Source organism: Acinetobacter sp. YH12068_T, assembly GCF_024606005.1.
Taxonomy (GTDB): Bacteria; Pseudomonadota; Gammaproteobacteria; order Pseudomonadales; family Moraxellaceae; genus Acinetobacter; species Acinetobacter amyesii.
Map to the genome: position 1 here is coordinate 1,043,701 of NZ_CP094555.1, position 20,952 is coordinate 1,064,652.

At 40.2% G+C, this 20,952-nt stretch carries 22 protein-coding genes; 9 read left to right on the forward strand and 13 right to left on the reverse strand.

Annotated elements, in window-relative coordinates; all coding sequences use genetic code 11:
• Window positions 1-2: 2 nt before the first annotated feature.
• The 8 genes from tolR to MST18_RS05150 all read right to left on the reverse strand — a co-directional run bounded on the left by tolR (window position 3) and on the right by MST18_RS05150 (window position 5,873).
• A complete protein-coding gene (gene tolR / locus MST18_RS05115; RefSeq protein WP_180132901.1) occupies window positions 3-452 on the reverse strand; it encodes a protein TolR in 450 nt (149 codons plus the stop codon).
• A complete protein-coding gene (tolQ, locus tag MST18_RS05120) occupies window positions 452-1,150 on the reverse strand; it encodes a protein TolQ (protein ID WP_078192037.1) in 699 nt (232 codons plus the stop codon). Before tolQ ends, tolR begins: the two co-directional genes overlap by 1 nt.
• Before the next feature lie 27 nt (window positions 1,151-1,177).
• On the reverse strand, window positions 1,178-1,585 hold the full coding sequence (ybgC, locus tag MST18_RS05125; RefSeq protein WP_078190367.1) for a tol-pal system-associated acyl-CoA thioesterase: 408 nt from the start codon (window positions 1,583-1,585) through the stop codon (window positions 1,178-1,180).
• Between the two features lie 67 nt (window positions 1,586-1,652).
• On the reverse strand, window positions 1,653-1,778 hold the full coding sequence (locus MST18_RS05130) for a hypothetical protein (protein ID WP_257222542.1): 126 nt from the start codon (window positions 1,776-1,778) through the stop codon (window positions 1,653-1,655).
• Window positions 1,779-1,802: 24 nt separating this feature from the next.
• Window positions 1,803-2,450: a hypothetical protein gene (locus MST18_RS05135; RefSeq protein ID WP_180132900.1), complete on the reverse strand. Its 648-nt coding sequence runs from the start codon at window positions 2,448-2,450 to the stop codon at window positions 1,803-1,805.
• Between the two features lie 97 nt (window positions 2,451-2,547).
• Window positions 2,548-3,555, reverse strand: a complete 1,008-nt coding sequence (gene ruvB / locus MST18_RS05140; RefSeq protein ID WP_180093671.1) for a Holliday junction branch migration DNA helicase RuvB — start codon at window positions 3,553-3,555, stop codon at window positions 2,548-2,550.
• A gap of 245 nt (window positions 3,556-3,800) precedes the next feature.
• Window positions 3,801-4,403, reverse strand: a complete 603-nt coding sequence (gene ruvA, locus MST18_RS05145) for a Holliday junction branch migration protein RuvA (protein WP_168378057.1) — start codon at window positions 4,401-4,403, stop codon at window positions 3,801-3,803.
• A gap of 129 nt (window positions 4,404-4,532) precedes the next feature.
• A complete protein-coding gene (locus MST18_RS05150) occupies window positions 4,533-5,873 on the reverse strand; it encodes a deoxyguanosinetriphosphate triphosphohydrolase (protein ID WP_180093667.1) in 1,341 nt (446 codons plus the stop codon).
• A 212-nt stretch (window positions 5,874-6,085) separates the two neighbouring features.
• Between MST18_RS05150 and MST18_RS05155 the strand changes: the two genes are divergently transcribed.
• From MST18_RS05155 to MST18_RS05170, 4 genes are all read left to right on the forward strand, one after another.
• Entirely contained in the window at window positions 6,086-7,120 is a 1,035-nt protein-coding gene (locus MST18_RS05155; RefSeq protein WP_373685046.1) for a M20/M25/M40 family metallo-hydrolase, read from the forward strand.
• A gap of 387 nt (window positions 7,121-7,507) precedes the next feature.
• The gene (purL, locus tag MST18_RS05160; RefSeq protein ID WP_180132899.1) at window positions 7,508-11,344 is read left to right on the forward strand and encodes a phosphoribosylformylglycinamidine synthase; all 3,837 of its coding nucleotides are present in this window, start codon (window positions 7,508-7,510) and stop codon (window positions 11,342-11,344) included.
• Between the two features lie 326 nt (window positions 11,345-11,670).
• The gene (locus tag MST18_RS05165) at window positions 11,671-11,799 is read left to right on the forward strand and encodes a KGW motif small protein (RefSeq protein WP_257223191.1); all 129 of its coding nucleotides are present in this window, start codon (window positions 11,671-11,673) and stop codon (window positions 11,797-11,799) included.
• 78 nt (window positions 11,800-11,877) lie between these two features.
• Window positions 11,878-12,333: a hypothetical protein gene (locus tag MST18_RS05170; RefSeq protein WP_180007616.1), complete on the forward strand. Its 456-nt coding sequence runs from the start codon at window positions 11,878-11,880 to the stop codon at window positions 12,331-12,333.
• Between the two features lie 40 nt (window positions 12,334-12,373).
• On the opposite strand, the gene MST18_RS05175 is transcribed toward MST18_RS05170, so the two are convergent.
• Window positions 12,374-14,116, reverse strand: coding sequence for an FAD-dependent monooxygenase (locus tag MST18_RS05175; RefSeq protein ID WP_180132898.1), 1,743 nt, complete (start codon window positions 14,114-14,116; stop codon window positions 12,374-12,376).
• 156 nt (window positions 14,117-14,272) lie between these two features.
• Here MST18_RS05175 and MST18_RS05180 point away from each other — a divergent pair, with 156 nt between their 5' ends.
• Window positions 14,273-15,154, forward strand: coding sequence for a LysR family transcriptional regulator (locus MST18_RS05180; RefSeq protein WP_180083924.1), 882 nt, complete (start codon window positions 14,273-14,275; stop codon window positions 15,152-15,154).
• 15 nt (window positions 15,155-15,169) lie between these two features.
• A complete protein-coding gene (locus tag MST18_RS05185) occupies window positions 15,170-15,487 on the forward strand; it encodes an NGG1p interacting factor NIF3 (RefSeq protein WP_180132897.1) in 318 nt (105 codons plus the stop codon).
• Window positions 15,488-15,695: 208 nt separating this feature from the next.
• On the opposite strand, the gene MST18_RS05190 is transcribed toward MST18_RS05185, so the two are convergent.
• Complete coding sequence (locus tag MST18_RS05190) at window positions 15,696-16,469, reverse strand: nitroreductase family protein (RefSeq protein ID WP_180132896.1); 774 nt, start codon at window positions 16,467-16,469, stop codon at window positions 15,696-15,698.
• A gap of 95 nt (window positions 16,470-16,564) precedes the next feature.
• Window positions 16,565-17,365, reverse strand: coding sequence for an enoyl-CoA hydratase-related protein (locus tag MST18_RS05195; protein ID WP_180132895.1), 801 nt, complete (start codon window positions 17,363-17,365; stop codon window positions 16,565-16,567).
• Between the two features lie 106 nt (window positions 17,366-17,471).
• On the opposite strand from MST18_RS05195, the gene MST18_RS05200 reads away from it, so the two are divergent.
• Together MST18_RS05200 and MST18_RS05205 are read left to right on the forward strand one after the other, a co-directional pair.
• Window positions 17,472-18,041, forward strand: coding sequence for a nicotinate-nicotinamide nucleotide adenylyltransferase (locus MST18_RS05200; protein ID WP_180132894.1), 570 nt, complete (start codon window positions 17,472-17,474; stop codon window positions 18,039-18,041).
• Window positions 18,042-18,127: 86 nt separating this feature from the next.
• Complete coding sequence (locus MST18_RS05205; RefSeq protein WP_078192027.1) at window positions 18,128-18,694, forward strand: YceI family protein; 567 nt, start codon at window positions 18,128-18,130, stop codon at window positions 18,692-18,694.
• Window positions 18,695-18,710: 16 nt separating this feature from the next.
• Here the strand turns inward: MST18_RS05205 and MST18_RS05210 are convergent, their stop codons facing one another.
• Window positions 18,711-19,598 (reverse strand): LysR family transcriptional regulator ArgP, encoded by an 888-nt coding sequence (locus MST18_RS05210; RefSeq protein ID WP_078192026.1) that lies wholly within the window; start codon window positions 19,596-19,598, stop codon window positions 18,711-18,713.
• A 138-nt stretch (window positions 19,599-19,736) separates the two neighbouring features.
• Here MST18_RS05210 and MST18_RS05215 point away from each other — a divergent pair, with 138 nt between their 5' ends.
• A complete protein-coding gene (locus MST18_RS05215) occupies window positions 19,737-20,336 on the forward strand; it encodes a LysE/ArgO family amino acid transporter (RefSeq protein ID WP_180132893.1) in 600 nt (199 codons plus the stop codon).
• A 59-nt stretch (window positions 20,337-20,395) separates the two neighbouring features.
• On the opposite strand, the gene MST18_RS05220 is transcribed toward MST18_RS05215, so the two are convergent.
• On the reverse strand, window positions 20,396-20,854 hold the full coding sequence (locus tag MST18_RS05220) for a peroxiredoxin (RefSeq protein WP_111883962.1): 459 nt from the start codon (window positions 20,852-20,854) through the stop codon (window positions 20,396-20,398).
• Between the last annotated feature and the right edge of the window lie 98 nt (window positions 20,855-20,952).

Here is a 20,952-nt window from a genome sequence, read left to right on the forward strand (position 1 = left end):
AATTATTTTAATGGCTCAGTCAGTAAACCTACTTGTGTTAAACCTGCATCTTGAAGGGCAGACATGAGTTTCATGACTTCACCATAAGGACGAGATTCACTGCCGTTAATCAGGACACTCATTTGCTTTTTCTGTTTGTTCGCTTCATTTTGTGAAGCAGTTAAAACAGATTTTAGTTCATCAAGTGTGAGTACATCATTCTGATGATTTTTATCTTCGAGTTTGATCGTTCCATCCGCCTCAAGTGTAACAATCGCAGGGCGATCTTCCGCTTGCATAGGCGTGCCATTTGCCTGTGGTAAATCGACTTTGACACCTGTGGTGATCATAGGTGCCGTGACCATGAAAATCACCAAAAGAACTAACATGACATCAATATAAGGTACGACGTTCATGTCACTTTTTAATGGTTTTTTGATGCGCTCAAAGCGTCCAGAACGTTGAATAGCCATTAGTCATTGTCCTGAGTTGAACCTACAGACTGGCGTTGTAATAACGCAACCATTTCTTCGGCAAAAAGCGCACGATCGTTATAAACTGCTTCACCTTTGGCTGTGAAATGGTTAAATGCAAGTACAGCAGGAATTGCCGCAAAAAGACCAATGGCCGTTGCAATCAATGCTTCTGCAATACCCGGAGCAACCGTAGCAAGGGTAACTTGGTCAACATCTGCCAAACCAATAAAAGCGTTCATAATGCCCCAAACGGTACCGAATAAACCAACATAGGGTGCAACCGATCCAATACTCGCAAGCGCGCCTAAACCATTTTCTAAATGTCCTTGGTCACGGCTTAAACCTACGCGAAGAATACGTTCTGTACCTTCAATTGATTGTTCTGCGCTGGCATTACGTTTTTTAAGTTTGAAAAACTCGCCTAAACCTTGATAGAAGACATCTTCAAGGCCAACACGTTTCGAGTTGAGTTGAGCATTGTTGTATAAAGTGTTGAGTTCGGCGCCAGACCAAAAGATTTTTTGGAAATGTTCATCATCGGCCTGCGCTTTTTTATAACTCATGTGTAACTTGGCAATCAGATACCAACTGAATAACGAAGCTAAGAGCAGCAGGAGCATTACCAGTTGTACGACAGGACTTGCTTGTAAGATGAGGTCTGAAACTTTGAGTGTTGATTCTAGTTGAGTTGCCATAGTTACTACATGTGCCAAATAATTTTTTTAATCTTGTTCCAATTCTTTCAGAATCAGTTCACGTATTTCATCAGGAAGGCGACGGGGTTTCATCTCTGCACTGATACATGCCAATTCTACCTCACCTGATGCCAGCATAATATCACCACGATAAATATTTTGTTGCAACACAAATGACGTAGCCTTACACGAAACTACACTTGCTGTAACAGTAATCAGGTCATCCATTAATATAGGGCGTGAATATTTCACATTAATTTTATGAACAACAAAGTTGTAATCTTTTTGATGCCAATAATGGTCTACACCTGAAGCGCGTAGCCATTCTGTGCGGGTACGTTCCATAAAGCGAATATGATTTGCGTGGTAAACAATGCCACCTGCATCTGTATCTTCAATATATACACGAATGTTGAATTCGAATTTATTCGCCATGAGAGTGTTCCGTCTTTATAAAATCTGAAAAAATATTGTTCTGCACTTCAGCATAGAATTAGAGCATTTAAAAATGGCGATAATTCAATGATTCGTCAAGTGCTTCAATGACGGGCAGTTTAGCACCGTGAGTCATCAGTCCAATGGCACAAGGTTTCAACTCACGTAATTCTTTAACTTTCGTAGTTGTCATTATTGGTTAAAAAAGAGACTACTTTTAATTTGTTTGTTCATCTAATTTAAATTTTGCATCGACAAAATCCTGTAGATGAGCTGCTAAATATCCCGCAATATGAAAGTGAGTTTCTTCCATTTTCTTTTTTTGTTGCTTTGGGAGTAATGCCTTTAAAGATTCATACATATACGTTAAGCAGCAAAAGCCAAGGCCAATAACTAACATAAGTAAAAGTTTATTAGCTAGATCTATCCAGAAAAACACATAAACGAGTATGACTAAAGCAAAGAGTGAGAGGCTGAAATAAAATGTATTAATTTTTGCTGGCTTAAAGTTTTCCTTGACCAAAACTTGTACGTCGTCGTGATAGTACGTCCCAATAAAAATGAGGGCAGAAGTATAGTTGAAGCTCAGGTTTTTTATACGATATGCAGAAGGCGATTGTTTAATAGTTAAGATATTATCTTCACTTACTTCTATGGTTTCTTTGCTAAGAATGTTTTCACATTCGACAGTGATAAAATAATTGTATTCGGTGTGGAATAAGCTTTCAAAATCACTCATTTGTTTAGGGCTAAATGAACTGATGGGTTGTTCTCTGGGAATGTTTTCAATGGCACTGTCTAATGGAAGGTTTTGAATGTATTCGCTATTAATTTTGTTAATTATTCTATTCTCAAGATTTATCATTTTAGTTTGCTGTTTGTAGTGGATTGAATTTATTTAAAAATTTAAATAAACATTCAGGGAGAATTTAACTCCCTGAAGTCGTTCAGTGAATAATCGTCTATTTATCTTTCGGCTCTGGTGGTGTCATCCCAAACTGTAAATAAGCCATATTGGTGGCAATACGTCCACGTGCAGTACGCATGACATAACCTTGCTGAATGAGGTAAGGCTCGATCACATCTTCTAGCGTCCCTGAGTCTTCTGCCATAGCTGCAGCCAAAGCTTCAACACCTGCAGGGCCGCCGTCAAAACGTTCTAATAACATTGAAAGATAACGACGGTCTAAAGTGTCTAAACCATCTTTATCCACATTCAACATATCTAAAGCACGTTGCGCCATTTCTTGGGTCACTTCGCCTGTACCTTTGACTTGGGCATAATCTCGAACACGGCGTAATAAACGGTTGGCAATACGTGGCGTACCACGTGCACGACGTGCAACTTCCAGTGCGCCATCTTCAGTAATCGGTACATCCATTAAGTTGGCTGAACGAGTCACAATATGCGTTAAGTCTTTGACAGAATAAAACTCTAAACGTTGTACGATACCGAAACGGTCACGTAAAGGAGAGGTCAGTAGGCCTGCACGAGTCGTCGCTGCCACAAGGGTAAAAGGTGGTAAATCCAGTTTGATCGAACGGGCAGCAGGGCCTTCACCAATCATGATATCCAGTTGGTAATCCTCCATCGCTGGATAGAGAATTTCCTCGATGACAGGTGAAAGACGATGGATCTCATCAATAAATAAAACATCACCTTCTTCAAGGTTGGTCAGCATTGCAGCCAAATCGCCTGCACGCTCAAGGACTGGGCCTGATGTCGATTTTAAGTTGCCACCCATTTCACGGGCAATAATATTGGCTAGTGTGGTTTTACCTAAACCCGGAGGGCCAAAAATTAAGGTGTGATCCAGCGCTTCTTCACGGCCACGTGCAGCACCAATAAAGATTTCCATTTGTTCACGGACGACAGGCTGCCCGATGTAGTCATCGAGGGATGTTGGACGGATGGCACGGTCGAAGTGGTCTTCGGGTTTTTCTGAACCACTGATAAGACGGTCTTGCATAATTATTTAACTAATCTCTATATCGTTGTGGAAGAATCACAGCCTCAAAAAACGATTGAACTTTAAATGCCATTGTATAGGCGATTCTCACTTTTGACTGGGCAAAAGTGACAAAACCCATTTGTTAAACTGATGCTACGTCCTTGTAGCACAGTTTAACGGCGACATCCTAGTCGCCTGCGTGATTCACATACTGTCTATAACCCTAAAAGGCAAAGGATGCAGTGCTCATTAGAAACTAAAAATTATTTATTCATCGACTTAAGTGCTGCACGGATAATGTCGCTGGCTTCAGTAAAGTCACCTTTGGCAGCATTCACTAATTTTTGTGCTTCAATTGGTTTGTAACCTAATGATTGCAATGCCGCTTCAGCTTCAGCCACAGCAGAGTTGCCTGTAAATTGAATTTGTTCAACAGTTGAATTGGTTGGTGCAGTCCCTGAAGCCATGGCTTTAAAGCGATCACGTAACTCAATCATGAGGCGTTCAGCGGTCTTTTTGCCTACACCCGGAACTTTGACTAAAGTGTTTACATCTTCATGTTCAACCGTGTGAATCAGCATTTCAACACTTAATGTTGATAAAATGCCCAGTGCCATTTTAGGGCCTACGCCGTTGACTTTTAATAGTGTGCGAAAAATCAGTTTTTCTTGAGCATTGCTAAATCCATACAGCAGTTGTGCATCTTCACGAACAGCCAGATGTGTCCATAGGGTAATTTTTTGACCTTTTTGTAGTTGGCAAAATGTAGAAAGTGGGGTGTCAATCTCGTAGCCCACACCATTTACATTGAGTAATACTGTTGGTGCTTCCAATGCCAGCACTTCACCAATTAAACATCCGATCATGTCATTTATTCACTTTATTTAAGTTCAGACTATATTTAAGTTCACTGTGGGCATTCCCCACATGTTCAAGTTTGTTGTGAGATTAGCGTGAAGGATAGTGAATTGCTAGCCTTCGATATTTTTAATGGTTTAAAAGAAACCAACTTTATTCCCTTGTAACTCTTGCGCTAAATTATAGGCTTGATGGTCTGAAAACTTAGAGATGATATCGAGTACTTGCATAATATTGTCATAATGCGACATACCAAAATGTGCTCCTGAACGATGTAAGATAGACATCAATCGTTGCTCTTTAAAGCTCAAAGTTTTATTGGGCGTGGTCAGTGGAATAAAGGCATCCAAAATATTTTGCAAACTTTGGTGTGCAATAATTTCCAAACCTGCCTTATGCGGATGTTCAAAGATTTTATCACGAGCCAGTTCTTTGGCACGGTTAATCCCGATTTCAATATCTTCACTGCAATATTGCAATAAACTGCCTTTAAGTTGGCCAGACAAAATTTCATTATGATGACGTGCAAAAGCTGTAGTTACTTCTTCAACCAAACGCTTCATCACACGGCCACGTAAAGCGGCAATTTTCTGCTGCCATGTGGTATCCGTCATTGCAAGTTCGGCAGGAATACCATAATCACCAATCAGGTCAAGGAAAATTGGCTCAACTTCATTATAACTCAACATATTGAGAATAATGCCATCTTCCAAATCAATCAGGGCATAACAAATATCATCTGCGGCTTCAAGCAAATAGGTCAACGGATGACGACAGTAGTGATATTCGCCCAGTTGAATTAAACCCAATTGTTCTGCAATTTGCTGCAAGATTTCTTTTTCTGCTTGATAACAACCAAACTTTGCTCGTTGGCTTGCAGGTTTATTGCCTTGCGATGCAATGGTTTTTGAAAGCCACGGGTATTTTAAATATGCACCTAAAGTTGCATAGGTTAAACGCATACCACCATCATTCGGGTGATAGTCAATTTTAGTCAGTAAACGTAAGCCTTGTGCATTACCTTCAAACTGACGCACATCGGCTTCTTCTTCAGGGCTTAAGTCCTGTAAAAAGTTGGTATGCGATGCGTCATCAAACCATTCTCGAATGGCATATTCGCCTGCATGGCCAAAAGGTGGATTACCAATATCGTGTGCCAAGCACGCAGCTTGAATAATTGCACCGACATCGGCAGGTGAAATCCACATCGGGAGTTCATCTTTAATTTTTTCAGCCGCCAGCATCCCCAATGAACGTCCAATACAAGACACTTCTAAAGAGTGAGTCAGGCGAGTATGAATACCATCGTGTTGGGTGAGGGGATGGACTTGGGTCTTGCGGTTTAATTGTCGAAAGCTTTGCGAAAAAATAATGCGGTCGTAGTCTTTGTGGAAGGGGCTACGTGCCTGTTCAGAACTGTGTTTATTGCTACCAATACGAACTGTAGAAAGAAGTTCAAGCCAACGCATTTGAGTCATTTATCATTATTCAATTATTACTTGAATTGAATAATGCCAAACTTAGCAGAAAAGCACTAGTGTGGGACGACACAACTTGTCTTAAAAGATGTATGAGTGCTTTACCTTAATGAAATGCAAAACAAAACAGAAATTTAAAAATGGGTTGTTAGTATAGATGGGCAAATTTTACCTTTTATCCCATTTTTTAATTTTTAATGAGAATAATTTAAATGTATAGAAAACAATTTCTTCCTACGTTGACTGCTCTAAGTTTGGGCGTGACATTTTTTTTGTCAGGTTGTACAAGTTTCAACACAGAAAAAAATATAACGAAAGTGCAGCCAAACCAAAATGTTGCTGCATCAGAAAATAGCATGATGCATCATTTACAAACATTTGAAGAAATTGCGGAACAAAATGGTGGCAATCGTGCAGTAGGTACAGCAGGTGGATTGGCTTCTGCACAATATATTCTTAAACAAGCCAAGAAAGCAGGCTTGCACGCGCAAATGTTGCCATTTGAAAATCGAGAAAAGACCGGTGGGCAAAATATTGTGATTGAGATTGAAGGGCAATCCAAAGATACCGCTGTGATAGTCGGCGCGCACTATGATTCGGTGAAAATGGGGCCTGGGATTAATGATAATGCTTCAGGCGTTGCAGTATTGTTAGCATTATTACAAGACTATGCAAAGCAAAAGGTAAAACCTAAACACACACTATATCTTGCCTTTTGGGATTCGGAAGAGGTTGGTATTGCAGGTTCACAAGCTTTTGTGAAATCACTCAGTGAGAAACAGATTCAAGGCATTCAAGCCTATATCAATGTTGATATGGTGGGAACAAAGAATCCGAATATCATGATTGCCGATGGTGACCATTCATCAATTGCAGAAATGGCGGCACAGTTTAAAGCCAATGGACTTATACAAAGTGATTATCAGCCAATCTTAGACAGCATGAGCCAATTACCTAAGCACCCGCAGGATGCTGCATTAGAACAAAGCATGCGTCAATATTTTAAAACCAATAATATTCAGATTAAAGATGATGTAACGACTTTAACAGCAAGCGATACTTTGCCATTTTTAGGGAAAGTTCCCGTTACTTCACTAATTTTATTTAATGAGCAAATGAAAGGTGATGAACTCGAATTTGCACCGTGCTACCACAAGGCTTGCGATACGATTGATGGTGTAGATGTAAACTCACTGAACTTAGCCCTTAATGTTATTCAACATCTATTGTCAGATTTGAATAAATAAAATGTTTCAATTTCAAATGTGAATTGATTTTAGTCTTTATGAATTTCAGGTTTAAATCTCACACATTTAGACCTGAAATTAATTTTCAAATATGGTTTGAACGCTTGATTAAAAAGTGAGTTGTTGTTGAAAAATAAAACATTTTTATAGTTTGAATATTATTCTTAGGGTGAAATGAAAAAATCAGATAATTTTGTGTTAATCTGTGCGACTAAATTCAATTTTATTATTTAAAAATAAAAGCATTATTGCCTAAACTTCCCGATATAAGCACTACAATTTCACTTTCACATCTAGCTGATTTAACTAATACACAGTAGAATATGCGCTCTCTCAAGTCACATTGTGGCATGGTCTTTTCGATCATCCCGTGGAGCCAAAATCAGCATGTTTATCGTTGCCGGTGCACCTGCACATTCTTCATTTAAGAAAACTCAACTATTATCACGTTTAACGTCAATTAGTTCTGTTCAATCAATTGAAAGTCAATGGGTTTACCTTTTTGACCAAGCGCTCAACGAGCAACAACAGCAATCCGCTTTACAGCTTCTCAACGATGGTCAATCTTTTGAATTGCACCAAGCAGCAAGTGACGAAGTCCAAATTTTAGTGACGCCACGTGTTGGAACCATCTCTCCGTGGTCGTCTAAGGCAACAGACATTTTTGCCAACTGTAATACACCGGTTCATCGCCTTGAACGCGGTGTTTTGTTTACTTTGAAGGGTGTAAATGCTGTTTCTGATGAAGTAAAACTAGCATTACATGATCGCATGACAGAAAGCGTTTTCAATGCTATTGAAGATGCTGCGGCACTTTTCTCTGAAACTGAGCCAAAGCCTTTAAACTCAATTGATATTTTGGGTCAAGGTAAAGAAGCGTTGGTGAAAGCTAACTCTGAATTTGGTTTTGCGCTTTCTGATGAAGAAATCGATTATTTAACCGATGCATTCACAAAAATGGGTCGCAACCCGCATGACATCGAATTGATGATGTTTGCTCAAGCGAACTCAGAGCATTGCCGTCACAAAATCTTCGGTTCTGAATGGACAATTGATGGTGAAGTTCAACCATTGTCATTGTTCCAAATGATTAAAAACACCTATAAAGAATCACCTACAGATGTATTGTCGGCATATAAAGACAACGCTTCTGTAATTGTTGGTTTTGACACACAACGCTTCTATCCAAAACAAGACGCTGAAACAGGTCACCACGTTTATAAATACAAGAGTCAAGCCGCTCACATCTTGATGAAAGTGGAAACACATAACCATCCGACAGCGATTGCACCATTTGCTGGTGCAGCAACAGGTTCGGGCGGTGAAATCCGTGACGAAGGCGCAACAGGTCGTGGTGGTAAGCCAAAAGCTGGTTTAACAGGTTTTACCGTATCTAACTTGAATATTCCAGGCTTTGAACAGCCTTGGGAAGAAAACTACGGCAAACCATCTCGTATGGCATCTCCACTTCAAATTATGATTGAAGGCCCATTGGGCGGTGCAGCCTTTAACAACGAATTTGGTCGTCCTGCGTTAAACGGTTACTTCCGTACATTTGAACAAAATGTAAATGGTGATGTAAAAGGCTTCCATAAGCCAATTATGATTGCCGGTGGTTACGGTAACATCCGTCCTGACCATGTAGAAAAAGATGCGATTCAACCAGGCGATTTACTCATCGTACTGGGTGGTCCTGCAATGCTCATCGGCTTAGGTGGCGGTGCAGCGTCTTCTGTAGACAGCGGTAAGTTGGGTGAAAACCTAGACTTTGCATCTGTACAGCGTGAAAACCCAGAAATGGAACGCCGTTGCCAAGAAGTGATTGATGCGTGCTGGCGCATGGAAGATCATAACCCAATCGTGTCTGTACATGACGTAGGCGCGGGCGGTATCTCAAACGCAATGCCTGAACTTGTGAACGATCACGAGTTAGGTGCGGTACTTGATCTGCGTAAAATTCCATCGCTTGAAAAAGGCATGTCTCCAATGGAGATTTGGTCGAATGAAGCGCAAGAACGTTATGTATTGGCCATCCGCCCAAGCTCATTAGAATTATTTGAATTACTGTGTGCACGTGAGCGTTGTCCGTTTGCGGTATTGGGTGAAGCGACTGAAGCGCGTCATTTGACTGTTGAAGATCCATTATTCGGCAACAAAGCTGTGGATATGCCAATGCAAGTGATGCTTGGCGGCACACCGCGCATGAGCCGTTCATACGAAACGATTGAACGTAAAGGCGATGACTTCACTGCTGAAACAGTAACAGATTTGAAAGATGCGATTTACCGCGTTCTTAAGAATCCAACTGTTGCATCTAAATCGTTCTTAATCACCATTGGTGACCGTTCGATTACAGGTATGGTTGCACGTGATCAGTTCGTCGGTAAGTGGCAAGTGCCTGTAGCGGATGCTGCGGTAACAACAACTAGCCTTGTAGGTTATACAGGTGAAGCAATGGCAATGGGTGAACGTCCACCAGTTGCATTGTTAAATCCTGCTGCGTCTGCACGTTTATCAGTAGCAGAATCCATTTCAAACATCATGTCTGCAAAAATCGACCAGATCAGCGACATTAAATTGTCTGCAAACTGGATGGCTGCTGCAGGTCAACAAGGTGAAGACCAAGCATTATTCGAAGGTGTTAAAGCCATCGGTATGGAAATGTGTCCTGCACTAGGTATTGCAATTCCAGTAGGTAAAGACTCATTGTCTATGCGTACAACGTGGAATGACGAAGGCATCGATAAATCTGTAACTTCTCCAATGTCAGGCGTGATCACTGCATTTGCACCTGTGACTGATGTTCGCAAAACACTTACACCTGAACTTAAAAATATCGAGTCTGTACTGGTACGTATTGATTTGTCTAAAGGTCAATTCCGTCTTGGCGGTTCGATCCTTGCTCAGGTTTATAAAGCCATCGGTTCTGTAACTCCTGATGTGGACAGCTTCGATGATTTCAAAGCATTCTTTGCATTGGTTCAAGACTGGAACAACCGTGGTCTCATCAAGGCTTACCATGACATCGGTGATGGTGGTTTGGTTGCTACTGTTGCAGAAATGATGTTCGCTTCACGCCTAGGTGCAGCACTTGAAGATCAATCTACTGCAAGCTTGTTTGCAGAAGAAATTGGTGCAGTGCTTCAAATCAGCAAAGTGGATTGGGCTGCCTTAGAAGCTGAAGTTGCAGCGTCTAGCCTTAAAGATGCAATTGCAGTTGTAGGTACTGTAAACAATACAGATACTTTAACTGTAAATGGTTTGAGCTTAGACCGTGCTGAATTACAGCAAGCATGGACAGAAGTGTCACATCAAATCCAACGTTTACGTGACAACGTAGAAACTGCGGATCAAGAATATGCGCTGATTGCTGACAAAACACATGCAGGTTTAATTGCAAAACCAACATTTGATTTGAACGAGCCAATCGAAGCACCGTACATCAATGAGCGCCGTCCAAACATGGTGATTCTGCGTGAACAGGGCGTAAACGGTCATGTAGAAATGGCTGCTGCATTCGATAAAGTCGGCTTCAACACTGTAGACGTACACATGAGCGACTTGCTTGCTGGCCGTATCAGTCTTGATGACTTTGAAGGTTTAGTCGCATGTGGCGGTTTCTCTTACGGTGACGTATTGGGTGCAGGCGGCGGTTGGGCTAAATCTGTATTGTTTAACCCGAAACTTCGTGACCAATTTGAGAAATTCTTCAACCGTGATGAAACTTTCTCTCTAGGTATTTGTAACGGCTGTCAAATGCTGTCTCAGCTTGCACCATTAATTCCGGGTGCAGAAGCTTGGCCTCGTTTCCACCGCAATACTTCAGAGATGTTTGAAGCACGTGCTGTCAACGTACGCGTTGAAAAATCTAACTCTGTATTGTTAAAAGGTATGGAAGGTTCGATTCTTCCTATCGCTGTAGCACATGGTGAAGGTCGTGTAGTGGCTAGCGCGGAAAACATTGCAGCATTGAATGCTGGCGATCAAGTGATCTTGCGTTATGTAGATAGTCAAGGCAACCCAACGCAGCATTACCCAATGAACCCGAATGGTTCGCCAGAAGCGATTTCAGGTGTAACGTCTAAAGACGGTCGTGCAACGATTATGATGCCGCACCCTGAACGTAACTTCCGTGCGATTCAGCATTCTTGGAAACCAGAAGATTGGGATCAAGATGGTGCTTGGTTACGTATGTTCCGTAATGCACGTAAATTTATTGGTTAATCTTAGATAGATGAATCATAGAAAAGAGCCGCCTTCGGGTGGCTTTTTTATGGTTAAAATTCACCAAAAGATATATTAATTATTGTGAATGCTTGTTTTTACACATATAATCGCTTTCGATTTTTAACCACCTACGGGTGGTTTTTTGTTGGTTTTTAAATTTTATTTCTCCCGCTGAACTTGGTTTAGATTTTGCTTTTATATTTGTGGAATCATGCTAGTGTGTATTTTATGCACAATAACTATGCAAGATAAAAGATAGCAAGATAAAAGAAAGATGGATAACTAAACGAGTTCAGTATCAACACTCATGATGAGGTGATGACATGATTAAAACAGTGGAATATTCGGCAGTGGATAAGTCTGCGTTGCGTAGAAAGGGCTGGAAGCTTTTTGGTGCAGTCGTGTGTTTGCAGTTGGTGTTTTTAGTTTTGGGTTATGTTTTACAGATGTAATATTTGAACAATTGAAACCGCCGTGAGGCGGTTTTTTATGTAAACTAATGCATAATTAAAAAACTGCAAAAATTAATAATGAGCTTTAAACAATTTGTATTATTAAAAGATATAAAAATATTTTTACTTTTAGGCTTTATGTTTCCGTCAACATTGTTAAGTGGGTGCTTTCCTATTTTAAAAACGAAGCATCCGAAAATTAATATAACTGTTATCAATGAGCAAAATGAAAAGTTGGACGATGCAGAAGTATTTTTAAATCTTACAACATGGCAAGGCAAGTCTTTTACTGAATCTACATTAAAAAAAACACAGGACGGAATTGCTACATTTTCTGCAGAGAAAAGTTTGCAATTTATTCATATATTTCCAGCAAAATATAGTTGGTCGATTTGCGTTTATAAAAATGGATATAGTCAAAATAGTTTTGTGCCAAAAAGTTCAAATAATCGAACACAAAATTTAGTATTGTTGTTAGATAAAGCTGAATTAGGTGTAGAAAAAAAACAACATTGTTGGAAAGAAAAATCCTAAAATATTGAATTAATAAAACCACCCGAAGGTGGTTTTTTGATTAAACAGCCAATTGAATCTGCTTCAGCACCGCCTTCAACGTATTTTCAAAATCAAAAGCAGTATTGGTACTGTCTTGGTATCGCCAAGCCACATAACCATCTGGACGAACTAAGACAGTGCCTGATTCATGAATTTCAGATTTAGCATTCCACGTACCGTACACATCACGGTATTCACGGGAACCAATTTGAATCACATCTAAATAAGGTAGATTCAACGATTCAGCAGCAGATTTCCAACCTTTTCCTGAAAGACCTGTCAGTAGGGTGAAACGACCATGCCCTGTAATATCTAAAGTTGATTGCTTATCGCCTTTGGCATCAATAATCCAAGTATGTGGAACTTTAGCCCCTGGACGCGTGGTTGCTTGCAAGTAAAGCTGTTGATCTTTGGCAAAGATCTCAGGCTCAGATTCAGCAATTATGGCATTGGATGTATAGCGCTGATTCAACTCTACACCTTGGGCATTAAATTCAAAGTTTTTAATTTCTAAGGCTTGATATAGCTTTTGACGAATTTCTGCAGCTTGTTCATCTTTCGCAAAAATACGTTGCATCATTTGAGCTTGAGTTGTGATGCCTTGGTCAAAACCAAATACCTCTTTGAGATGCTTATAGTCAAAGCGAGATTGATTGGCACGCGCCACGATTTGCTTGCCAACAGGCGCACGCTCTAATGTATAAGAATCAAGTAGAGTAGGAGCAGCCCAACCTTTAATGGCATATGCCAATTTCCAACCGAGGTTAAAAGCATCTTGCATACAGGTATTTGAACCTAAGCCACTTGATGGTGGATGACGATGTACCGCATCACCGCCGCAGAATACACGACCTTTCGAGTATTCAGTTGCCCATGTTTGGTTCACATACCAATAAGATAGTTTTTGAATCTCGACATTTTCAACTTCAGCACCGACAAAGGCATTTAGACGCGCACGAACTTGTTCTTCGGTGACTTGTGGTTCGCCCTTGGAAATATCAAAGCCCCAACCCATAATCCATTCATTCCAAGGTGTAATGGCACGGAGTAAGCCCATACCCAGATCACCAAAGCTGGCTTCAGGGTTAACAATCCATTGCAAAATAGCAGGGCGGTGTTGCACGTATTTAGAAAGATCAGCTTTAAAGGTTACATAGACTGTACCTGCACGAGACATCACCCCTTCAAGGGGTAAATCAAGCTGTTCAAGGACTCTGGATTTTGCCCCATCCATACCGACCAAATATTTGGCACGTAAGCTGAATTCAGTATTTGTAATACGATTTAAAAAGGTTGCTGTTACGCCATGTTCATCTTGTATATGTGATAAATATTCAGTATTAAAATTATAAATCGCACCACGTTCAGCCGCATTTTTTACCAACAAAGCTTCCATTTTCGGCTGAATGAGATCGACCAATGGACAAGGACTGCCTTTAATATAATCGCCATGACGTTCATCACCGGTTCCCCAAGCACTCATACGGGCAATTTCTTCACCGACAAGGCTCGTGGTAATGAGGCTTTCACCCATCTGTTCCCAAGGCGTTGCAATTTTTTTGACCTGTTCTTCGATACCTAAGTCACGTAACACTTCCATCGCACGTTGGTTGGTAATATGGGCACGAGGACTATTGGCTAACCAATTAAATTGGGTAAAAAGCTGAACCTGAATACCGTAATTTGCCAAGGCTAAACCTAAAGTAGAACCTGCAGGCCCTGTGCCAATAATCAGAACATCGGTATCGTATTGCTGTGTCATACAAAACTCCATGTGTATGTGAAGCGCAAACTTGGAATAGTCCGCAGTCTAGGCAAATGATTTTCCGAGTAGAATGGATATTCATATAAACTATAGATCTATTGGTATTTTGACTGCATGACACGGGTGATGTAGTGAGTGTGTGGAGTGAAGCGAATGGAATTACGACATTTACGTTATTTTGTGACGGTGGCGAAAGAACAGAGTTTCACTAAGGCAGCGGAAAAACTATTTACAGCACAACCATCGCTCAGTCAGCAAATTAAAGACTTAGAGCAGGAGGTTGGGGTGCAATTATTTGAACGTTCTGCTCGTAAAGTCTTACTGACCGACGAAGGGCAGGCTTTTCTGAAATATGCAGAGCAAGCACTTGAAAATGCCAAACAAGCTATAGCTGCAGCTCGCCACGTGGCGCAAGCCAAAAATAATCAAATACATATTGGCTTTTTAAATGTCGCAGAATTGAAAATTATGCCGAGTATTTTGGCGCAATTAAAACAACATATCCCTGATTTGAAAATTCATTTACATAGCTTGACGTGTACAGAGCAGATTCAAAAACTAAAAAATACTGAATTGGATATTAGCTTTACTCGTTATCACTTAAGTCATGACGACTTTACCAATATTCAGGTTTTAAGTGAGCAGATCTATCTAGTCGGTGCAGCGCATCTGCATCCATCAGATCGAATCTTAAAACTTCAAGAATTAAAAAATCACACCATTATTATGTGTGAGCAAAATGCTTCTCCTGTGTTTTACGATACCTTAAATGCCTTGATTCCTTTTGATCAGCATCAACATGATCATATGCTGTGGGTAACAAATGTCATGCAGCATTTAAATTTGATTAATATGGGAATGGGCCTGAGTTTTGTGCCCGAATATTTACTCAAGTTTTTAAATGATTCGGTTAAAGTTATTCAAACAGATGTGGAATTACCGAAACTAGGTTTATATGCAACCTATCCGCATGCATCGAATAATGTTGCATTGAAAATGATTTACAGTGCTTTAAATAATGTAACTGCACAATAGCGTCTGGAATAGCCAATGTTAAAACTGATTTATTATGTACCTGAGTCTCACTTAGAGTCGACTAAATTGGCCGTATTTGAAGCGGGTGCAGGCGGTATTGGTAACTATGAACACTGTGCTTGGCAAGTGCTAGGTACAGGGCAATTTAAACCTGTAAAAGGTGCAAATCCATTTATTGGTGAGTTGGAGCAGCTAGAGTCTATCCCTGAATGGCGAGTGGAAACGATTGTGCCTGAAGGAAAGGCGAGTGAGGTCGCAAGGGCTTTAAAAGTAAGTCATCCTTATGAAGAGCCGGCATTTGAGTTTATTCAAATGGTGGATATTCAATTTTAATGATGCTTTTAAATTTTTAAGTTATAGAAAAAAGTAGATACACGAAGGGTGACATGGATGTCACCCGTTAGACAGAGATTCAAGGATGAATCTTCTGTCTAACAAGGGATTTTGGTTACTTTGATCCTTCAAAGTAACGTAATACCTACGCGTTATACACTAAAGTCACGTAGCTAATTGAGGTTGTGAGTATTCAATTGAAAGCAAGTTAAACCTTCTGAATAAATAAATCACGGTCAAAACGATACTGCGGGAAGAACACACCATCTTTAGCACGTTCACCTGCACCAATCACCATCACTGGGTATTGCTGGGCATTTAATCCTAAAATCTTCTTCACCAAAGGTTCATCAAAACCTTCCATCATACAACTGTCAAAACCATAGGCACGTAAAGCCAAAACTAAGTTTTCACAAGCCAATGCTGTGGTTTTGCTCGCCCAAAGTTTTGCATCTGCTTCATTAAAAGCTGTTACAGGCAATTGTTTATCCAGTGTACGTGCAACTTTGAAAGCAACTTTCTTAAAGTTACCTAGGGCGTTGAAGTAACCAGTTTTATAGTTATAAGGAATAAACTTGTAATACTTCTGTACCGCTGCAGGTGCTTCAGGAAATGGAAATTCCGAAATATTCCGTTTTGCCATTTCATCTACACGGTCGGTACGCGCGACACAGACAATCAATTCAGCAGCAGTTTTTGCAGCTAGTTGCCCTAAGCAAGCTTTCACTAATTGTTTTTTCTTTGTAGGGTTTTGAACGACGTAGAATGTCCACGGTTGTAAATTCGATGAATTGGGTGCAAGTAAGGCGAGGTCTAAGCATTCATCTAAAACGTCGTTTGGAATGGCCTTGTCGGTAAACTTACGTACAGAACGACGGCTTTGTACAACTTTTTTAAAATTCTCGATATCGATGCCTTCAGGCGCAGGCTCGTAGTAGCGTTTCTTTTCAGGTTTAGTTTCAGTTTGTGATACTGCAGTCATGTGGAAACATCCAGTTTTTTAATTTAGAAAATAGATTGGGGCTGAGATGAAAAAAACCACCCAAATATGAGTGGTTTTTTAGTTCCATTAAAACATTAATTGAACTGAGAGAAGTCAGGTTTGCGTTTTTGCATAAAGGCGGCAACAGCTTCCATCATTTCTGGAGAGCCTACTCGATCCATGAAAATTTCAGCTTCATGGTCAATCCATGCCACGATTTCATCTACATTATGTTTCATTAATGCTTTTGATTGAACCAAAGATGCTAGTGGAAGTGCAGATAACTGTGCTGCTTTTTTCGCAGCTGTCGCATAAGCATCTTCTTCAATGCTATTGACCAAATTTGCTGAAAGCGCTGTCGCACTATCAAACTTCTGAGCAGTTAACAGTAATTCCGCCGCTTTATGGTAGCCGGCTTGTTGAACCAATAGCTTGCTCGATGCACCTTCAGGCGATAGACCAAGGCTCACAAACGGAATTTGGAATAGGGCAGTATTGTCGCTGTAGACAAGATCGCAATGAAGCAGAATCGTAACACCAATCCCAATGGCAACACCGCGAACCGCAGCAATCAGCGGCTTAGAAAATTGAGCAGCAGATTTTAACAAAATAAAAGGTGCGCCTTCTGAAGCTGGAGCTTGTCCTTTTTGAGCAGCAGATTTAATAAAATCTTGCATGTCATTGCCCGCACTGAAGTCTGCATCTTGACCACGGAGTATTACTACACGCACTGAAGTATCTTGATCAGCTTCATCTAATGCTTTTGCAATCCACAGATATAATTCTGTATACAGCGCGTTCTTCGCCTGAGGTCGGTTAATGGCTAAGGTCAGTACGCCATTGTCCAAATTCGCATTCAAATGTTCATGGGGTTGTTGAATACAGCTCAGTGTCATCGTACTATCCTTGCGTAAAAGTTTCGTTTTGATTTTATGCTCGACATTATGTCGCATATTTCAGCCTGTGGCACAACTGCTCAGTTCATAAAAAGTTTGATTTGATATGAAATATACATTTGATTATTTGGTTTTCATTGGGCGTTTTCAGCCGTTCCATTTAGCGCATTTGCAAACCATTAAAATTGCCTTACAACAAAGTCAATATGTGCTTTTAGCACTGGGTTCGGCGCAAAATGAACGTAATATCAAAAATCCATTTTTAGCGACAGAACGTGAGCGAATGATCTTGTCGAATTTTTCAAAGCAAGATCAGAAGCGAATCAAGTTTGTGCATGTGATTGATGTATATAACGATGAAAAATGGCAAAAGTTAGTCAAATCTTTGGTAGATGATGTAGTTGAAACGAATGCAAAAGTCGGTTTGATCGGGCATTTTAAAGATGATTCTTCTTATTATTTAAAATTCTTCCCCGAGTGGAAAATGGTTGAGCTGGATAGTCTAGAAGGGGCGATTTCTGCGACACCAGTACGTGAAGCGTATTTTCGTGGTGAAATTGAACGAGATGCCTTTCCTAAAGGTACCATTGATTTTTTGCAAAAATTTCAACAGACAGACATTTATAAACAACTTCAACACAAATTTATGACTCAGGATAAAACAAATCTGCTATAAAAAAACGCTAAATTTCTACCACCACAATGGAGTAAAAAAATAAACATTGCAGTGATTTTAGGCTGTGTTTTATTCAGGAGAAAAACATGAATTTGCGTCACGGAACGTTAGCAAAATATATGGGAGCCTTCGCTTTATGCTGCGTATTTCCCCTACATGCTGCTGAATGGACGCTAACGCCTAATAGTCAGGTCACATTTGGCATTAAATCTGTGGGCTTATCTATTGTTGAAGGACGCTTTAATAAGGTTCAGTCGAATCTTAAGTTTGATCCTGAAGTTCCGCATAAAGGTTCAGCGCATTTAGTGTTAGATGTGGATAGCATCAGTTTTAGTAACCCAAGCTTGAAAGGATTAATCTTGGGGAGCGAATATTTTGATGCTGCTGAATTTAAGCAAGTGAAGTTTGTCAGTAAACAAATCGAACCAGTCGCTTATGCCAAGTATATGATTCGAGGGGATCTCACCATTCGTGGCATCACTAAACCTGTGATCTTTGATACCACACTTGCCCCTAGTCCACAAAATCCAAAAGTGTTGGATGTTCAATCTTTAGCAACCATTAAACGTAGTGATTTTGGTATGCGTAAAGCACTTGGTGGTGTAGGGGAGCAAGTATTAATACAACTTAAAGGCCAATGGCGGATTGAATAACCCTATTTTGCTGGCTTCAACACATATGATCTTTGGCGTGTTGTAGCATAACAGCAGTTATTTTCTGTAATTGAATTGATTGTTGGTTCCAATGATGCCAATACAAGGCTAAATCAATACTGAGTTCTGTTGAAAGCTCTATCAATTTTCCCGCTGCTAATAAGTCTTTGCTTTGATAGTCGGGTAACCATCCATAGCCCAAGCCCATCGTAATGGCATCAAAAAATGCAGTTGAAGAGGGAATGAAATGATGCGGATATTGTGAAGGATTGAGCCCGAAATTCTTCTGAATCGATTGCGTATGTAGGTCATCTTTCTCATTAAAAATCAGTGCAGGCGCAGCCCTTAAGGCATTTCGCGTCACGCCTTGACCGAACCATCTTTGGATAAAATCAGGGGTTGCTACAAATCGATAATGCATTTCACCCAGATATTCTGCAATGCAGCCCTTCATGGCTTCCGATTCTGTTGTGACACAGGCATTGACTAGTCCTGCTTCTAATAAATGATGTGTTTGTGACTGATCATCGACCTGAAAATGAATCACGATTTTTTCTTCAATTAAGAGATCTTTGAGTAGCGGAAGCAACCATGTCGCAAGTGAGTCAGCATTGGTTGCAATATTGACTTGATAGAAAGCATTCGCCGTTTGTCCTGTTAGATTTTGCAGAAAATTATGTTCTAGTAATTTGCTGTGTTGTAGATAATGCAATAAAGATTGGCCTGCGAGTGTTGGGCGGCAGGGCCGTTCACGCACAATGAGTACATGACCTAATTTCTTTTCTAAGGTTTGCAGCCTGAGCGTGACCGCAGATGCCGTAATGTTTAAACGCAGTGCCGCTTGTTCAAAGCTTCCTGTTTCAGCAACTGCAAGAAAAGCTTCGCTATGTTTGCTTTGTAACATGAGTCACCTATGAGCATTAGAAATTTCACAAACTAAGAAAAACTTAGTTATATTGATATTTATTTATAAATACTTATTTTTAGCAATTAGCTTGGATAATAGCAACATTCATTTAAAGCTTTGAAAGTGTAGTTAAAAATGTTGCACAGTTATATGCAAGGGCTCGCAATTGGATTTAGCCTAATTATCGCGATTGGTGCGCAAAATGCGTTTATTCTCAAGCAAGGGTTAAAAAAGCAGTATGTCTTTTGGCTTTGCGCAATTTGTGCTACTTCTGATTCGATACTCATCTTACTGGGAGTGCTCGGATTCTCCCAATTGGTTGAAAGTCATCCGGAAATTGTGAGTGTAGCGAAATATTTGGGCGCAACCTTTTTAGCAGTTTATGGAGCACAACATTTTCTGCAAGCCTTTAAAACTTCGAGCAGTTTAGCGCCCAGTGAGAAGAATGAAACCAAATTATTGAAACTGGTACTGATTTGCTTGGCTTTAACGTGGTTAAATCCACATGTATATCTCGATACGGTTGTGCTGATTGGGTCTATTTCAACGAAGTTTGAGTCGACTGCTGTATATTTTGCGGTTGGGGCAATTACAGCTTCATGGGTATTTTTCTTTGTCCTCGGATTTGGTGCGCGCTATTTATTACCGCTCTTCCAAAGTGCAAAGGCATGGAAGGTTTTAGACTTTATTATTGGCGTTGTGATGTGGGGAATTGCAATTTCATTATTGCTCTAGTTAGAAGCTCTTATTAAGTTTGAGCCCATTCCTATAGGAGCAGGCTCAAATCATTTATTTTATGCTGCTTGTAGTGCTTTTAAATCTTCTAAGACTTGTTCTGCATGGCCTGCAGCTTTGACTTTGCGATATTCTTTTACCAGCTTGCCATGATGGAAAATAAAGGTTGAACGCTCGATGCCCATGACCTTTTTGCCATACATATTTTTTTCTTTAATTACATCAAAATGCTGACATAGTACTTCTTCTTTATCACTGATTAAATCAATGCTTAGATTTTGCTTTTCAGTGAAGTTTTGATGGGCTTTAACTGAGTCACGAGAAATGCCGTAGATTGGTGTATTAAGGGCATCAAACTGATCTTTTAAGCATGAAAACCCAATGGCTTGCGTCGTACATCCCGGTGTTGAATCTTTAGGGTAGAAGTAAACAATCAGCCAGTCATTGTTAAGTTCCGCAAGGTTAACTTCACCTGAGGTAGTTGGAAAGGTTTGATTTGGTAAGCTAATTTCAGTCATGAAGATTTCCTTTTTCGTGTCTTATCCCTAAAGGGGCTTAAACAAAGTATGTGAAATATGACCATCATACAGAATTTACTTTGAACTTAAAGCAATAA

Coding starts and splice junctions, on each gene's coding strand:
- tolR (WP_180132901.1), bottom strand. CDS start 452: ATGGCTATTCAACGTTCTGGACGCTTTGAGCGCATCAAAAAACCATTA.
- tolQ (WP_078192037.1), bottom strand. CDS start 1,150: ATGGCAACTCAACTAGAATCAACACTCAAAGTTTCAGACCTCATCTTA.
- ybgC (WP_078190367.1), bottom strand. CDS start 1,585: ATGGCGAATAAATTCGAATTCAACATTCGTGTATATATTGAAGATACA.
- MST18_RS05130 (WP_257222542.1), bottom strand. CDS start 1,778: ATGACAACTACGAAAGTTAAAGAATTACGTGAGTTGAAACCTTGTGCC.
- MST18_RS05135 (WP_180132900.1), bottom strand. CDS start 2,450: ATGATAAATCTTGAGAATAGAATAATTAACAAAATTAATAGCGAATAC.
- ruvB (WP_180093671.1), bottom strand. CDS start 3,555: ATGCAAGACCGTCTTATCAGTGGTTCAGAAAAACCCGAAGACCACTTC.
- ruvA (WP_168378057.1), bottom strand. CDS start 4,403: ATGATCGGATGTTTAATTGGTGAAGTGCTGGCATTGGAAGCACCAACA.
- MST18_RS05150 (WP_180093667.1), bottom strand. CDS start 5,873: ATGACTCAAATGCGTTGGCTTGAACTTCTTTCTACAGTTCGTATTGGT.
- MST18_RS05155 (WP_373685046.1), top strand. CDS start 6,086: ATGTATAGAAAACAATTTCTTCCTACGTTGACTGCTCTAAGTTTGGGC.
- purL (WP_180132899.1), top strand. CDS start 7,508: ATGTTTATCGTTGCCGGTGCACCTGCACATTCTTCATTTAAGAAAACT.
- MST18_RS05165 (WP_257223191.1), top strand. CDS start 11,671: ATGATTAAAACAGTGGAATATTCGGCAGTGGATAAGTCTGCGTTGCGT.
- MST18_RS05170 (WP_180007616.1), top strand. CDS start 11,878: ATGAGCTTTAAACAATTTGTATTATTAAAAGATATAAAAATATTTTTA.
- MST18_RS05175 (WP_180132898.1), bottom strand. CDS start 14,116: ATGACACAGCAATACGATACCGATGTTCTGATTATTGGCACAGGGCCT.
- MST18_RS05180 (WP_180083924.1), top strand. CDS start 14,273: ATGGAATTACGACATTTACGTTATTTTGTGACGGTGGCGAAAGAACAG.
- MST18_RS05185 (WP_180132897.1), top strand. CDS start 15,170: ATGTTAAAACTGATTTATTATGTACCTGAGTCTCACTTAGAGTCGACT.
- MST18_RS05190 (WP_180132896.1), bottom strand. CDS start 16,469: ATGACTGCAGTATCACAAACTGAAACTAAACCTGAAAAGAAACGCTAC.
- MST18_RS05195 (WP_180132895.1), bottom strand. CDS start 17,365: ATGACACTGAGCTGTATTCAACAACCCCATGAACATTTGAATGCGAAT.
- MST18_RS05200 (WP_180132894.1), top strand. CDS start 17,472: ATGAAATATACATTTGATTATTTGGTTTTCATTGGGCGTTTTCAGCCG.
- MST18_RS05205 (WP_078192027.1), top strand. CDS start 18,128: ATGAATTTGCGTCACGGAACGTTAGCAAAATATATGGGAGCCTTCGCT.
- MST18_RS05210 (WP_078192026.1), bottom strand. CDS start 19,598: ATGTTACAAAGCAAACATAGCGAAGCTTTTCTTGCAGTTGCTGAAACA.
- MST18_RS05215 (WP_180132893.1), top strand. CDS start 19,737: ATGTTGCACAGTTATATGCAAGGGCTCGCAATTGGATTTAGCCTAATT.
- MST18_RS05220 (WP_111883962.1), bottom strand. CDS start 20,854: ATGACTGAAATTAGCTTACCAAATCAAACCTTTCCAACTACCTCAGGT.